14 protein-coding genes are annotated in these 15494 nt (G+C 41.0%); all 14 read right to left on the bottom strand.

Translation table 11 applies throughout. From position 1 onward, the window contains the following. Nucleotides 1–949: 949 nt before the first annotated feature. The 14 genes from MTBBW1_RS17785 to MTBBW1_RS30015 all read right to left on the bottom strand — a co-directional run bounded on the left by MTBBW1_RS17785 (nt 950) and on the right by MTBBW1_RS30015 (nt 14672). Nucleotides 950–1381: a Crp/Fnr family transcriptional regulator gene (locus tag MTBBW1_RS17785; protein ID WP_186441446.1), complete on the bottom strand. Its 432-nt coding sequence runs from the start codon at nt 1379–1381 to the stop codon at nt 950–952. 377 nt (nt 1382–1758) lie between these two features. Continuing rightward, nucleotides 1759–3570: a Na(+)/H(+) antiporter subunit D gene (locus tag MTBBW1_RS17780; RefSeq protein ID WP_080805476.1), complete on the bottom strand. Its 1812-nt coding sequence runs from the start codon at nt 3568–3570 to the stop codon at nt 1759–1761. After that, complete coding sequence (locus MTBBW1_RS17775; RefSeq protein ID WP_080805582.1) at nt 3563–3805, bottom strand: hypothetical protein; 243 nt, start codon at nt 3803–3805, stop codon at nt 3563–3565. The genes MTBBW1_RS17780 and MTBBW1_RS17775 overlap by 8 nt, the downstream gene beginning before the upstream one ends. 280 nt (nt 3806–4085) lie before the next feature. After that, nucleotides 4086–4232, bottom strand: a complete 147-nt coding sequence (locus MTBBW1_RS29665; RefSeq protein ID WP_245809458.1) for a hypothetical protein — start codon at nt 4230–4232, stop codon at nt 4086–4088. After that, nucleotides 4232–5569 (bottom strand): monovalent cation/H+ antiporter subunit D family protein, encoded by a 1338-nt coding sequence (locus MTBBW1_RS17770; protein WP_245809457.1) that lies wholly within the window; start codon nt 5567–5569, stop codon nt 4232–4234. The genes MTBBW1_RS29665 and MTBBW1_RS17770 overlap by 1 nt, the downstream gene beginning before the upstream one ends. A 1-nt stretch (nt 5570) precedes the next feature. After that, on the bottom strand, nt 5571–7163 hold the full coding sequence (locus MTBBW1_RS17765) for a complex I subunit 5 family protein (RefSeq protein WP_080805474.1): 1593 nt from the start codon (nt 7161–7163) through the stop codon (nt 5571–5573). Between the two features lie 18 nt (nt 7164–7181). Then, nucleotides 7182–7667, bottom strand: coding sequence for a cation:proton antiporter subunit C (locus MTBBW1_RS17760; RefSeq protein ID WP_080805472.1), 486 nt, complete (start codon nt 7665–7667; stop codon nt 7182–7184). A 3-nt stretch (nt 7668–7670) separates the two neighbouring features. Beyond that, nucleotides 7671–8495 carry a hydrogen gas-evolving membrane-bound hydrogenase subunit E gene (mbhE, locus tag MTBBW1_RS17755; RefSeq protein ID WP_080805469.1) on the bottom strand — a complete coding sequence of 275 codons (825 nt, stop codon included), beginning with the start codon at nt 8493–8495 and terminating at the stop codon, nt 7671–7673. After that, complete coding sequence (locus MTBBW1_RS17750; RefSeq protein WP_080805467.1) at nt 8492–8737, bottom strand: Na(+)/H(+) antiporter subunit B; 246 nt, start codon at nt 8735–8737, stop codon at nt 8492–8494. Before MTBBW1_RS17750 ends, mbhE begins: the two co-directional genes overlap by 4 nt. Nucleotides 8738–8748: 11 nt before the next feature. After that, nucleotides 8749–9090 (bottom strand): monovalent cation/H(+) antiporter subunit G, encoded by a 342-nt coding sequence (gene mnhG, locus MTBBW1_RS17745; protein WP_080805465.1) that lies wholly within the window; start codon nt 9088–9090, stop codon nt 8749–8751. Next, nucleotides 9087–9353, bottom strand: a complete 267-nt coding sequence (locus MTBBW1_RS17740) for an MrpF/PhaF family protein (protein WP_245809456.1) — start codon at nt 9351–9353, stop codon at nt 9087–9089. Before MTBBW1_RS17740 ends, mnhG begins: the two co-directional genes overlap by 4 nt. 17 nt (nt 9354–9370) lie before the next feature. After that, on the bottom strand, nt 9371–9886 hold the full coding sequence (locus MTBBW1_RS17735) for a Na+/H+ antiporter subunit E (protein WP_080805463.1): 516 nt from the start codon (nt 9884–9886) through the stop codon (nt 9371–9373). 642 nt (nt 9887–10528) lie between these two features. After that, nucleotides 10529–12676: a peptidase U32 family protein gene (locus MTBBW1_RS17730; RefSeq protein ID WP_080805461.1), complete on the bottom strand. Its 2148-nt coding sequence runs from the start codon at nt 12674–12676 to the stop codon at nt 10529–10531. Continuing rightward, nucleotides 12669–14672: a DEAD/DEAH box helicase gene (locus MTBBW1_RS30015; protein ID WP_080805459.1), complete on the bottom strand. Its 2004-nt coding sequence runs from the start codon at nt 14670–14672 to the stop codon at nt 12669–12671. The genes MTBBW1_RS17730 and MTBBW1_RS30015 overlap by 8 nt, the downstream gene beginning before the upstream one ends. Nucleotides 14673–15494 lie beyond the last annotated feature (822 nt).

Below are 15494 nucleotides of genomic sequence, written 5' to 3'. Positions count from 1 at the left end.
AAAATTGATGACTTTTTAAAACAGTTAAATTCTGGAGTTTCATCTATAAAAAAGCGGCATGCTTCATTTCCCATTTTACACTTTCTGGAAAGAAAACTCTAAGTAGCGGGAATCTCTCACAAAAAAGTGTAAAGTACCTTTGGAGTCATATGAAGGATGCCAAAAAAGCTTAAAGAAGATGAGATATAGCAAGAGGATAGCGGAGTTCTATGGGGATTTGTAAATGTTTTGCCACGTAGTTACGCTAAAAAAAGTAAAGTTCATTGCGTTGAAAACAATTGTCATGCTGGAAGATGAGTCTAAACGGGCATGATTAATTACGTATCAATCACCCCCAACTATAAAAATAATAGTCATTTTCACGGTAAAATTATTGTTTCTATTTATCAAAAGGAAGAGGAAACTGCATCAATACCAGTAATGTTGAAAGTCGTAATGGGAACTAACAATAAGTCAACAAAAGTCTTGAGAGAAAGAGTCAATGTTACTCAAATTATGGCAAAAGTTTCTCATTACTAATGTCCTGGCACAGTGCCCAAATAAACGACAAATAATTTAAGACTCTGTTGATTAAGTCCTGTTTCGAGAAATATAACCACAATATAATGGTATTTAAAATTTGCTTAAAACTTCCTTAATCCGTGGCACAAAATTTGAGTGTGTCTGAAATCATTGAAAAAATTCCATTTGTTACTTCACCTGCGAGGTGAAAGCTAAAATCAAGTTTTCTTAATAATTTCAGTATATATCAAAAATCGTGCCACGGATTAAGGTACTTTATATTGTGGTGAATTTCAATAAATAAGCATTAAATCAACATGATCTGGTTTTTACTGAAGTCCTGTAAAAATCAAAAAAAGCTTAATAACTCTATTGTTATATTAATATACAATCGCCTGAATAATTCATAAACCAGCATAAACACTTTAACAACAAGCAAGTATTAAAATTATTCTTTAGGAACTTTCTGGTCATATGATTCCAGTCCATGAATATCTGGATGGGTCCTAAGGGACCTTAAAAACTGTTCAGTTCTCAGCACCCATCTTTTATTTAAAACCCTTGCTGTCTGCTTCATTATTCGGTAACCAAGGGAGTGGTCTTCTTCCATTAAAGCAAGGAGTGAATTCCTGTTTATAACAAAAATTGTGGCACTCTCATTACAAATCGCAGCCATTGAACGTACATCTCGGTTCAAAAGTACAGATAATCCAAAAGACTCTCCAGGATCAATGGAACTTACGGTTACCATTATATCTTCGGAAAGCTTTTGCTCAAGAAGAACCTTGCCAGACTTGACCATGTAGAAATCTTCAGCAGGGTCACTTTCTGCAAAAATAATCTCACCACTGTTTACCTCCAGAACCTCGGTAATAGGCATGAGCTTTTCCAGCATTTCGTCCGTAAGGGACTGCATGAATTCATTTTTTTTAAGTCTGATTTTCTTATCATTTACGATCCTCTCACAAAGCTGTTTCCTGTCAGCATATTACTTTCCCGTGCATTAAGGAATAGACATTATATCGGTTTTCCATAACTTATTGATTTTATTGAAATGGCATTTTAGCCACATCTAATAAAATCAAACACTTAGCCTAAATCGGTATAATGACTAATGAATCCCAAACAAACTCTCCCCTTTCCCCAATACGGCCAAAAAAAAACGGACGATGAGGTAACGGCAACATTATTTAAGATCGGGTCATAAGATGAGAGATTAATCTCATTTGCAAAAAAACAGCTCAATATTTACTTAAGTTAAAGAAAAACGTATAATACAACAATAAACAAACCTGCACAAGCTGCAAAAATGCCCACAGGAGATGTTCCATGGCTGAAATCTGATTCAATCCGCTCTGAACTTAAGCCAGCCATATTGGCCGAAGATTCATTAAAAGAAGTGATTTTACCGTTTTCCCCCCCTCCTTTATTCAAAAGAACAGGCAACAGCAAAATAGATACAATCTTTGATGTGGCAGCCGTGGCAAAATTGTTTACAGCTCCTGTAAATTTTTGAACAAAGATAAGGTCACAAAGTTTATTCAATCCATTAAGGATGTAGGAGACAGTCTCATCAAGAACTTTGAGAGGTTTACGGTAAAACCAGTCAGCATCAATGTTAATTGCCCGCATTTCAGCAGGGTAAATACCTGAAAGCAGCAGCAGAGTAAACGCAAGGGCTGAATAGAAAAGAAGTTCTGTCTGGGTCATTACATGGGATAGTGTGTAAGGCTCATAAAGGGCAGGATATGGGAGAATACTGTAAAGAGGCTTATAAAAAGTCCCATTAAAAATACAGAGAAATGCTGCCATACCCATGGCTATCAACATGTGCCTTGGAGCCTCTTTTACCCTGTGGCCAGCATCATGCCCGAAAAATGCAAAAAACGGTATCTTGATACCAGCATGGTGAAACACACCTGCCGAGGCAAAAAGAAGAACAAGCCATACAAAAACCATATGTTTGTCTCCGGCTGCCGACATTACCATTGATTTACTTACAAAACCGCTAAACAAGGGGAATGCAGAGATTGAGGCTGCACCTACAATACAGAAGGCTGCTGTCCAGGGCATTGACTTGTAAAGCCCTCCAAGGTCAGTGGCATTTATCTTGCCTGTCCTATATATCACAGCCCCCATGGACATGAACAATAGCCCCTTAAACAGAATATCGTTGAAAGCATGTGCAACAGCACCATTTATGGCAAGCTCAGTGCCTATTCCAATCCCGACAACCATAAATCCTACCTGGTTAACCAGACTATAGGCCAGAACACGCCTGAGGTCATTTTCAATAACAGCGTAAAAAATAGGAAACGCAGCCATTGCAACCCCTATCCATATCAGAAGTTCTGTTCCCGGGAATGCACGGGCAAGTGCATAAACAGCAGTTTTTGTTGTAAAGGCACTTAAAAAAACTGTTCCGCCAATGGTTGCTTCAGGATAGGCATCGGTAAGCCATGTGTGCAGAAACGGCCAAGCACAATTAACGCCAATACCCATAAAAATAAACCATGAGGCAGGATCCGAAAGTCCTATTAGATTAAACTCAATGGATCCTGTCTGGATGACACGCATAACAATACCAGCCAACAAGCTTAATCCACCAGTTGCATGGACAAGAAGATACCTGAACCCTGCTGATGCTGATGATTTAGTACCCCTTGCCCATATAAGCATAACAGAGCCAATGGTTAATGTCTCCCAAAATACGAAAAATGTAAACAGATCTCCAGCAAAAATAGTACCAATTGCTGCACCGGCATAGACAAATCCGGCAACATACTCAAGGTTTTTCTTTACATGGAGAATATAAATAACCGTAATAAAAGAGACAATATGAAAAATATAACCAAATGCAAGACTCAATCGATCTATTCGTACAAGGGTCAACTGATAGTCCATAAAACCAACATGCATCATGGTACCAACCGGTATAGTTAAAAGGTTCAGAAAACCTATGACCGGAAGCAGCACCACATACACAGAACGTTTTTTTTCGCTTAGAAAGGGAATAATAAATGCGCCGATTATAAATATCATTGCAGGTGGAATACAGTTATTACTCATAATAATCTTCCTTTCTCTTAACAAGCGGACGAAGAACAAAACGTGAAACAAGAACAAGCAGCACGCATGCCACAAATCCATATACTGCATAAAAAACAGGCCAATGTTCCCATGGGAAATGGGCATGCTTATGAACAAAAAAGTCAAGAATAAATAGAATCAAAACCGAGCTGAAAAAAATAATCAGCAACAGTTTAACATTTCTGGGATTGTCAAAAATATGTTTTTTTTCCATGATCAGCAAATATACCTTTAAATATATCTTTTTAATTATGATGCTTGCAAAAATTCCAAATACCAAAATTAGTTCGATAATTTCAGCATTAACACCGAAGCATTGAGATATTACTTTAAAAAACTCTCAAAATAGGATTTTTTACCTGTTCATCAATTATATGGAGCTGATAAAAACAATGGCAAGGTAGATAAGGCCAGCAGCAAATACTACCTGAAAAACCGGTTTATATCCGGGTACGGCATCATGTGACAATTCATATTTTTCTTCATGCATTTTTTTACCCTCCCATAATGGTTTGAACGGCAAGAGAAGCAAGTTTCAAAAACGGCTGGGGATAGAAAAAGAGAAGTACAGATATTGATGCTGTTATTACAAGGGGTACAACGCACCACAAAGGAGCCTCATCAATCTTGTTTTCAAACATCATCTCCTCTTGGCTGCAGAAAAAAGCATTGTAGAAAACCGGAAAAAATATGCTGCATTCAAAAAAGAGCTGCCCAGTAAAACAAACAGGAAGGCAATATTACCACTTTCAACTGTCCCCAGAACAAGATACCATTTGCTTATAAATCCACCACATGGCGGAAATCCAACAACACTGAGAGAGCCGATGAGAAATGCCGTCATGGTAATAGGCATTCTCCGGCCGATCCCCTTCATCTTGCTTATGTACTTGATGCCTGTAGCGCAAAAAATAGCACCAGCGCAGAAAAACAGGGTTATTTTTCCAAAGGCATGCATCGCAATATGAAGCATCCCTCCTGTCATTCCCGATTTTGTTAAAAGCGCAATACCCAGTACTATATAGGAGAGCTGTCCTATAGTTGAAAATGCAAGGCGGCGTTTAAGCTCATCCTGGGAGAGTGCTATAAGGGACGCGACAACAATGGTAATGGAAGCAAGAACGCAGACAATACCGTTAATACCGAAATCTGATAACAGAGTTGTCCCAACAATACCGGTAAAAACTCTGACAACACTGAACGCACCAACCTTTACAACTGCCACAGCATGCAGAAGAGCACTTACAGGTGTTGGAGCAACCATGGCTGCCGGCAGCCAGGAGTGCATAGGCATTATCCCGACTTTGGCAAAACCAAAAAGAAACATTACAGTCAGAAGAAGGGCAAGGCCGGAATTAATATGACCTGCCATTACTCCCTGGGCAGCAAAATCAAGGGTGCCGGTAAAATGATAAGTTATCATCATCGCGGGCAGCACAAGCCCAATTGACCCCCCAAGAATATAAAAAAGGTATTTCCTGCCCGAGCTTCTAGCCTCTTTATCCTGATGGTGGGTCACAAGAGGAAAGGTTGCAAGGGATAACATCTCGTAAAAGAGGTAAAGAGTCAGAAGATTTGCAGAAAAAGCAACTCCTATTGTTGCAGAAATAGCAACAGCAAAGAATGAAAAGTATCGAGTCTGACTGTGTTCATTCAGGGATCTCATATACCCTATGGAATAAATTGATGTCACAATCCAAAGTGATGAAGCGACAATGGCAAATAGAAGCCCAAATGCATCCACCTTGAATGTTATACCAATATCCGGCAAAACCTGAACAAGGGTAAAAGTTAAAACATTACCATCAAGCACCAAAGGCAACATTGACAGAACCAGCAACAATTTTATTGCTGCCGCTCCAAATGTCCATGCCTCACGTATATTCTGGGATCTGCTTGAGACAATACCTGGAATGGCCACAAGAGAGACAAGAACAGCAAAAAGCGGTTTTACAGAGAGTATGGTTTCCATTGACATGCTAAATAATCCCCGCCGGTATGGCAAAATGAATGATATTGTTTACAATGCTCCCTGAGTAAAGCCCCAGGATCAAAAGCAGCACACACACCCCAAGAAAGGGAACCAGCATGGGAAGAGGTGGCTCCTTTATAACAATTGCACCATGATCATGGGAATCACTGCCGGAATATTGTTGTGCAGATTCAATAACACCAGGATCAACAATAGTCTCTCCATGATGGGATTCAACCTTATCCTCTTCATCTCCAGCATGATGATGGCTTTTGAATGGCTCAAAAAGCGCAATCTCAAAAATTCTGAAAAAAAGCACAGCGTTGATAAGAGAGCTGAAAATCAAAGCTCCCACAAAAAGATACTGCCCCGCAGCAATCCCACCAGAAATAAGATACCACTTACTGAAAAAACCGCAGGTGGGCGGGACACCGACAACTGAAAGTGCTGCCAGTGTAAAACCGGCCATAGTAAAAGGCATCTTTGCATAAAGGCCTTTTAAACTGCTCTGTTTTTCATCTCCGGTTTTCCATATAAAAATACCTGCTGCCATGAAAAGAGCCAGTGTCATTGCGGCATCATTTACTATGTGCAAAATTGCCCCTGATACCCCCATCCGGTTCCCAAGAAAGAAACCTCCTACCATATAGCCAACTTCAGCAATAATAATGTAAGAGAGCATACGCTTGAAATCCTTCTGGGCAAGTGCAGAAAGAGAGCCAAATATAATGGAGGCAACCGCAATAGCAACCATAATATCCGTAGGATCAATATATCCGAAGGTATATTCAGGAGTAAACAGTGTCAGGCATATTCGCACCATAATATATATCGTAACTTTAGTTGTTAAAGGTGCAATCAAACCGGCTGAAACAGTCGAGGATTCTGAATATGCCCCTGGCAACCATCCATGAACCGGAAAAATTGCCATTTTTACAAGCAACCCTGTAAGACAGATAATAAAAGCGAATAAAATAGTTGAAGAGTTCATCATTGAGGGAATAATGGTGGCAAGATCTGCCATGTTCAGTGAGCCTGTGGCAATATAAAGATATCCCACCCCAAGAAGATAAAAGGTGGCTCCAATGGTACCAAGAAAAAGGTAATTAAGTGTTGCAAGAGGAGCTCTACTGCTGCCAAGTCCTATCAATGCATAACCTGAAAGGGAAGCAATCTCGAGAAGAACATAGAGATTAAAGGCATCTCCTGTTGCCGTCATGCCCACAAGACCTGCTGTAAACAAGACATAAAGCGCGTTAAATGCCCCTTCCTTATTCTTGAATTCAGTTTCAACTGCCTGTCTGTTTCCAATCAGATTCACAAAGGCAACAAATGTTATAACAACCAGGACCATGGCACTTAAGTGGTCAATAACATACACAATGCCCACAGGTGCAGGCCATCCGGCCATCTGATATTCAATAGCAACTCCGGTGGCAACCACCTGCGCAAGCAGTAGGACAGAAGATATAAATGAAATTAAAAGTGCAATCACAGCAATGTAAAAAGGCGCTTTCCTGTTGAACCAGCCTGCTCCTGCCGCAACAAGGGAAGCAAGGAGGGGCACAATGATCACAAGCGCAGGAAGATTAGAAGTCATATGATCGGTTCCTTAAAATTATCCGTTCCTTAACTGTTGATTGATCTCGTCTTCCTCCAGGGTTCCATACTCCTTATAAACCTTCATTGCCAGTGCAAGCGCAACACCAAGTGTTGCAACTCCAACAACAATAGCTGTAAGCATGAGAACATGGGGAAGAGGGTTAATATAGTCCATAGCCTTGACAGCAGCTTCACCTGCGTGGGCAACAGCATGTGCAGCCTGCTCTGCTACTTCCTGGGTTCCATGAGCAGCAGCGTGCGCTCCATGGGCAGCAAGCGCTTCTCCTCCATGATCTGAGCCATGATGGAGTATGGGAATGGTGGCACCTTTTTTATAGCCGATTGAGACATAAAAGAGGATTATTGCGGTCTGAAAAATCGTCATACCCACAATTTTCTTCACAAGATTGTTTTTTGCGATCAGTGCATAAAGCCCCACCATCATCAGAATGACATATGCCCAGTAGTCTGCTTTTGCAACAATAAAAGAGAAGAGTTCCATAAATTAAAGCCCCTCATCCTGTTTGCCTGCTGAAGACAGGTTGTAATAGATCCAGATCATGACAGCCATGACAGCCATGGCAACACCTATCTCCACAATGAGAATACCATGGGAACGTGCCATTATGCGATCCGTTCCAAGCAAAGGCCCAAGAGCACTGTAGTTAAGGAACTGTTCACCTATGAATAGACACAATGCACCAGCTCCTGCATAGATAAAAACACCAGTGGAGCTTAAAATCGCTGCTGTTTTCTCTCCAAAACGCTTAATGGCAGCGCGCAGATTACCAGATATGGCAAACAAAATAACAGATGCACCAAGGAGAACTCCACCCTGAAAGCCACCTCCTGGACTGTGATGACCATGTGCAACAACATAAAGCGCAAAAAGCTGAATAAAATGGATCAAAAGACGACAGGTAAAGTTAATAATAAGGTCATAGGGCACCCAGCTTGAATCAATCCGGGTGAATACATTGGAACCCTTAGGATAGCGATCCCCTTCAACACGGATGGTCACTCCCGTGGGTTCATGCCTGTAGTATCTGTGAATACTGTCTTTTCTGGGAATTCTCAAAAGAAGAAAACATGCAAGACCTGCTGTAAGAATAACCGTGGTCTCAAACATGGTATCATACCCCCTGTAGTCTGCAAGAACAGATGTCACAATATTGGGGACAGCAGTATCTTCAATTGTATGTTCAATAAAATAGGGGGAAAGATGGGTTGATGCTGGAGAGTTTACATCCCCCCAGTCAGGGAAATCCGATGTGAAAAAAAGAAGCAGCAGACCACAAATAGTTATGGTGATCTTTCCAAGTATCTTCAATCCTTTGTCCTCCTTGTTGTATGAAAGACTGCGGCCACGCAGAAGACAGTACTGACACCTGCACCCACGGTTGCCTCGGTAAAGGCTACATCCACAGCCCCCATAACCGCCCAGAGCAGGCAAAGAAGAAAGCTGTATGCTCCAAGAAGCACGGCAGCACTAAGCAGATCCTTAACGGTAATGGCGGCCACTGCGCTGACGATCACCAGTCCCAGAATAATTAAATCAATGGGCCATATCATTTTAATTCACCTCATTTTCCAGCTTCGCTGCCCCGTTTTCGCCAGGGTTTCATGCCGGCACGGATACCAGCATCAACAATGGCATGGGTTGCTGTGGGGCTTGTAATAAATATAAAAACCACAATAAGTATTATTTTTAAGGCTGAAAGAACGTTGTTCAATGTCAAATCATGAATAATATAAAGAGCCATTCCTCCCATGGTAAGCATAAGTCCCATGGTATCCAGCATACCAGCTGAATGAAGCCTTGAATAAAAATCAGGTAACCGGATCATTCCGATACTGCCGCCGAGAAAAAAAACAAGGCCGGCAAGTATCATGATTCCGGAGACAAGGGAAGTTAGAATAATCATGATTCCATCTCCTCGGTCAATCCTTTTCGCTTATGAAAATAACGGGATGCCGCAAGCACTGCTATGAAGTTCAGCATAGCATATGCAAGCGCAATGTCTATAAACATGTCAACCCGCTTATATATGAAACCTATCATGATAAGCAAAGCAGTTGTCTGTGTACCTATTGCGTTGACACCCATAAAACGGTCAAGCACGGTTGGCCCCATAACAGCCCTGTAAAGAGGTATGATCATAAACAGGGAAAGAAGAATCGCTGACAATAAAATTAAAGTATCCATCATTCACCAAAAAGTTTTGCAACCTTTTTCTCCATGTCGCCAGGAAGAGCAGCTGCGGATTCGTCATCAATGGCATGAATCACCATATCGCCGTACATGTTGAGAGCAACGGTGATCGTGCCAGGGGTCAAAGTAATTGAGTTTGCAAATGTAACCAATCCTACAGTATCCTTTATTCTGCTTTTAAACTTTATAATCTTTGGATTAATCCGCTTATCCATATCAGGGCTTAATACGAGAACAAGAACATGAATATTGGCAAGAATTATCTGCCATATAAGCCATGGAATATAGATCACAAAACCTGACCATAGCCTTACAAGACGGGAAATCTGTGGCGGAACAATGAGAAGATCCGATGAGGTTGCCCAGCAGATTAGCAGACATGAAATAACCCCAAGGGAGAGATGAAATGCATCAAATTTACCTGAAAAAATGCACCAAAATAGAAAAAGGATGAGAAAAGTGATACTGAATGTGGTAACAAATGCGGCTTTTTTTAGTTTTGTTTTCAATCGTTAAACTCCATCTTAACTTAAGATTTTATCTGCAGGATAAACAAAATTACCGCAGTCTGGAGACAGGAAATTTACACGAGTATGAGTCTAAATATCATGTCTTCCGGCTGAGTTCCCCTTTGCACTCCAAAGCAGACAGTAAGACTTTCAACTCTTCGATTGTGGCGGTGAACCGCCATGTTGGTTATAAAAAAGTCCCCGTCTTTTAAGGATCTGTAGGACTTTCATGCTTCGTTGTGGCAGATGGATCTGCCATGGCCTTTATATGGCAGGTAAAAAACTGTCAAGAGCAGTTAATCTTGCTTTATGTTATCCATAAGACTCGCTTCATGCGAAATAGTGCGAATTAAGATAATGCACATTTAGACAGTGTTTTTTCAGCCTTGATAACTATTAACAAAATTTAATAAAATCACTCGCAGGAGAAACGAAAAAGTACATCCGGAGAAGATGCTTAAATTCACTTATTTAAAAAACCACAAAAGGTCAAGTACTATTTTTTATTTTTTTATTATAGCATTCCAGATAATTAAATTTCCCGATGTGCATGTAGGGGCGTGGCGCTTGGTGTTCTTACATGCAAGATGTTTATCTGGAAATCTATATTAACCAGCCCATTTAAAGGAATGGCTGATATTTCTACAAAAGGCCTAACTCCCAGTTCCACATACCCTGGCGTTTTTTCATATTAAGATTTTTTGGTACAGTCTCTTCGATTTTAAGGAAAAGTTCATACCCAGCTTGTTCAAGCTTCTCCTTATTTGCAGAGAGATCAAGAATCCAGTTGGGATAAACCCAGAAATCATGCTCTTTTTTTGTGACCCAGGCATCCTCTCCTTTGGGGCTTTTAAAAGGTCGATCAAGTTCAATATCCTCGGAGGCAATTCTAGAAATTGCAAGAGGCCAGTTGCCTTCAACAAGCACCCCAAGGGGAAAGTCAACCATGGATGGAAGTGACAAAATGTCCATACCACCCGGCTCTGGCGAGACAAAAGCCCCTGAAAAACCGGTCTGCTTCAAAAAATCAATGGAACAGGAATTTGCAATATTGCAGAAAGGGCCTGCCCATAAATTAAACTGACTCAGTTGATATTCCTTGCCGGCACCCATGCTTTTTCCACAACCTTTTTGTATGTTGTGCAGATATTCAAAAAGAGGTATCTGCCAAAGCATATTCAGAACAAAATTTCTGGCTCCAGCAGAGATGACATCACCAATTGTCTTAAGCAGATCATTTTGATTCTCAGGCCAAATAACCGGAGGAAGAAACCACCATATATCCTTAATTTTAGATGGGGAGCAGCGCTTTACTGATGCAGAGGAAAGCCATAATGCAAAAGCATGTCCAGGTTTTTTTTTAGACTTTACCCGAGATTCTTGACCGAAACCGAAAAGAGTCAAATCAATAGATAGAGCATTGTATTTGCGCTCTTTCTGACTCAAAGAGATAGCACCTGCATTTCCACCTCCTACTGGGCTGAGCTTCTCTTGTGTTCCGCTCCTGAAATTTTTTTTACCTTGCATATCAGCACCAGAATCAAAGGGACGTGTCATAACTACATTCTGGGGTCTAATATCAGGAGAACTAAATTTTTCAAATTCATTTTCAAGTCCTTTAATAAGCTCCCAAACATCTTTTTCTCTTCTGTCAACTATAAAAACAGGAGTCCCTTTCCTGAATTTTCCGCCTTTGCTCCCCTTAAGAACAAAAGTGCCTTTTTTAGGCACAGAGCGGTTAACCCGCTGTACAGAATGAAATGAATCATCTTCATAACCTATTCTGAGAAGATCATCCTTTAAAAGCGCTTCCCTAGTGACAAGATAAGAGTTATCCCCCAGTTTGACACGGCCGGCAAAAAGGCCGGAACCTGTTTCCATATCTTTTTTAAGGGGGTTCTGAGGTCTCTGGGAGAGAAGATTATAATGGGTTGCAGGTCTGCCCATTGCATACTCAAGAAAAGAGAGTGCAATTTTTTTCTTTTGTGGATCATGGCCATGATCCCTGAGCATTTTATACGCCTTCACAGTATAAAATACGTAATGTGGGCTTTTTTTTCTACCTTCGATTTTCCATGTTGTAACCTGGGGAATATCCTTTAAAACCTTTACAAGAACATCCGCAGAGAAATCAAGGCAGGAGAAATATCTTTCAGAAGAGTTTGCGCCTGCACCTTTCTTCTGCTTATAGATTCTCCGGCAGGGTTGAACACACCTTCCACGAAGCCCGCTTCTGCCTCCGAACCAACTGCTCCAGTAACAACGACCGGAAACTGCATAACACAATGCACCATGTATAAAAATCTCAAGGTCAATGTCTGAAGGAGCGTCAGAAGCCATCATCTTAATTTCGTCAATTGTAAGTTCCCTTGGCAACACAACACTTGAAAATCCTGCTTTTCTCGCTGCCTCAAGTCCCATTGGGAAGGAGCAGTTGGCAAGGGTGGAGAGATGGATATCACCTTTAAAGCCACATTGACGGGCAACATCCACAAGTCCAGGATCCTGTAGAATCAATGCATGGGGACGAACATACTTCGCAAGCTTTGCAATAACCCTGGCACTTTTCTCAATTTCGGTCTGTTTTACAAGGGAGTTAAAAGCGACATGGAGTTCGACATTATGGCTCCTTGCAAGTGCATTAAGCCTTGAAAGCTCATCCATGCTGAAATTTTTAGCTTCCATGCGGGCTGAAAAATTTTTAAGCCCACAGTAAACAGCATCTGCACCAGCGGCAACAGCAGCAAAAAAAGAGTATATATCCCCTGCCGGGGCAAGTATTTTAGTCATTTTTTCGGGGTTTCCTGCTTACCCTGTTTCTCGGTTTTTCCTGTACACTCTGTTTTTGTTTTTTCTTCTTTTGGGGAGTACTAACCTTGCAGATATCAAGGGTTTGTCCGGCCACCTTGGCTTTCTTGAGAATTTTGAAAATTGCGTCAGGCATACCATCAGGAAGATCCACTGTGCTTGAGTGTTCTGATATTGTGATATTACCTATAAACTTTGGTTCAAGACCAGCCTTTGATGCAATTACACCTACAATTTCCCCTGGCTTGACATCATGCTCATGTCCAACGGCAATGGAAAAGCGATTCATACCCGTAGGAATAGGGATATCTTTCTCTTTTCTCTTTCTCTCAGCCCTTGGCCCTTTTTTTTCTTCATGGTTCAGGATATCATTTTTTTCATGAGAAACACTTTTTTTAGGCAGTATTGTTTTCTCACTTTTTTCCGAAAGTGTTGTTCTCTCATTTTTTCTTGGTGGTGCTGTTTTCTCACTTTTTCTTGTTGGTGTTGTTTTCTCGCTTTTTCTTGGTGGTGTTGTTTTCTCGCTTTTTCTTGATGGTGTTGTTTTCTCGCTTTTTTCCGGAAGAGTTGTTCTCTCAACGCTTTCTGGAAGTAATGCTTTCTCAATATCCACAGCAAGGGGCTTGTCTTTATGAAGAATTGCGGCAAGCGCTGCTGCAATATCAATTGCAGGCTCATCCCTCTCCTGTCTGTACTGATCAACAATATCGCGATAAAACGAAATATCTTCAGAAGATAGAGCATCGGTAATTCGCTGCTTGAAATCAGCTATACGTCTATCAGCGATATCTCTTGTGCTGGGAAGATTCATCAACTCAAGTTTCTGGCGTGTGGCCTTCTCAATGACTCTGAGCATCCATCTCTCCCGTGGGGATACAAACAAAATAGCATCTCCCTGACGCCCTGCCCTTCCAGTTCTGCCAATACGATGGATATAACTTTCCGCCTCTGTTGGAATGTCATAGTTTATGACATGGCTAACACGGTCAACATCAAGCCCCCTTGCTGCAACATCTGTTGCAACAACAATATCTATTTTGCCTTTTTTAAGGCGGTCAATTGTTCTTTCCCTTGATTTCTGGGCTATATCACCATTTAGTGCTTCAGTTGCATATCCCCTTGCTTCAAGTTTGTCCGCAAGCTCAATTGTAGCGGTTTTTGTACGTACAAACACCAGCATGGCATCAAAATCTTCTGCCTCAAGGATACGTGTCAATGCATCAAGTTTATGGACTCCTTTTACCATCCAGAATCGCTGGCGTATTGTATCTGCCGTGGTTGTTCTAAGCTTTATGGTAACTTCTTCAGGAGATTTAAGATATTGCCTTGCAATGGCCCTTATGGCAGGTGGCATGGTGGCTGAAAAAAGTGCCATCTGATGATCATCAGGTGTCTGCTCAAGTATCCACTTCACATCATCAATAAAACCCATACGAAGCATTTCGTCAGCTTCATCAAGAACCAGACATTTAAGGCTGTCAAGCTTAAGCGTACCTCTTCTCATGTGATCCATCACCCGCCCAGGTGTTCCCACAACCACATGGACGCCACGCTTTAACTGCTTAAGCTGTATCTCGTATGACTGCCCACCATATATGGGAAGAACATGAAAATTTTTAATTCGGGCAGAATAGGCTTTAAAGGATTCTGCAACCTGTATGGCAAGCTCCCTTGTAGGAGTTATAACAAGCACCTGTGGAGCTTGTTCTTTTATATCAATTCGGCACAGGAGCGGCAGCGCAAATGCTGCTGTTTTACCGGTACCTGTCTGGGCCTGCCCCAGGACATCCCTTCCTGCCAGAACATGGGGAATAATACGTGACTGTATAGTTGTAGGGGTCTCATAACCCTGATCTTTAACGGCTTTGAGAACCGGAGCTTCAAGCCCCATTTCAGCAAAGCCAAGGATATCAGAGGATGAATCAATGCTATGAGAATGTGACTCATTACTGCAAGTAGAAGTTTCTTCGATGGACATCTATAGTTATAACCTTATTCTGCTATGAGCACAGCCATATTTGCCAGCAGGATTCAAGGATTCCCTGAATCATTTAAGATGGTCAACCTGTAAAGGAAGAGAATCTTATTCAAATATCTGGCAGCACCCATAAAATAAAAAAACAGCCGTTACAAACCGGCTACGAGCATATATAACTCGGCATAAAAATTTTTGATTATAACAACTTTCTAAAAAAATGTAAAGTAATTCTTCAGAGCAAACCCAGGGCAAACTCATTAAGATGGAATCATAGTCATTTTCCGGTGTACTCGAACTTAAAATGCTCCACCTTTGGCATAAGACGATTCAGGTCAACATGTTGGGTTGTTTTGTGAACAACCTGTTTTTAAAGCCACAACTTCTTCTTATGTTAATCCTGTTTTCATGGATATTGTTTTTACATCAAGAGCATCAATGAGGTTCTTTGCTATTCAATACCTTCGCCAATTAAGATGCCCATTTTTGTGGATGAATGCAGCCTAGATCAGCGTGGTTCATTTGTAATTCTTCAAAAGAACTGGCATCTTTCATATCATCCCCAAAGTAGTTTACACTTTTTTTAGGAAGAATGCCGACAGATGGGAATGTGTCCCTGAAAGTGTAAAGCGGTAAATGAAACATGCCAAAGAACTTACAAATTGTTTAGGAAAATTCTGGCTTAAAAACTCCAAATAGTGCATAATTTTTGACATGAGGAACTCCTTCTTATATTATTGTGTCTCTCAATTCAATATTATCAGATTTGTTCCTCTTCTTACATGGATTTGTGCTTTTAACTCATTACCTCTCTAACATTTTTGG

Source organism: Desulfamplus magnetovallimortis, assembly GCF_900170035.1.
GTDB lineage: Bacteria > Desulfobacterota > Desulfobacteria > Desulfobacterales > Desulfobacteraceae > Desulfamplus > Desulfamplus magnetovallimortis.
This window is presented reverse-complemented; position numbering and strand designations above follow the sequence as displayed.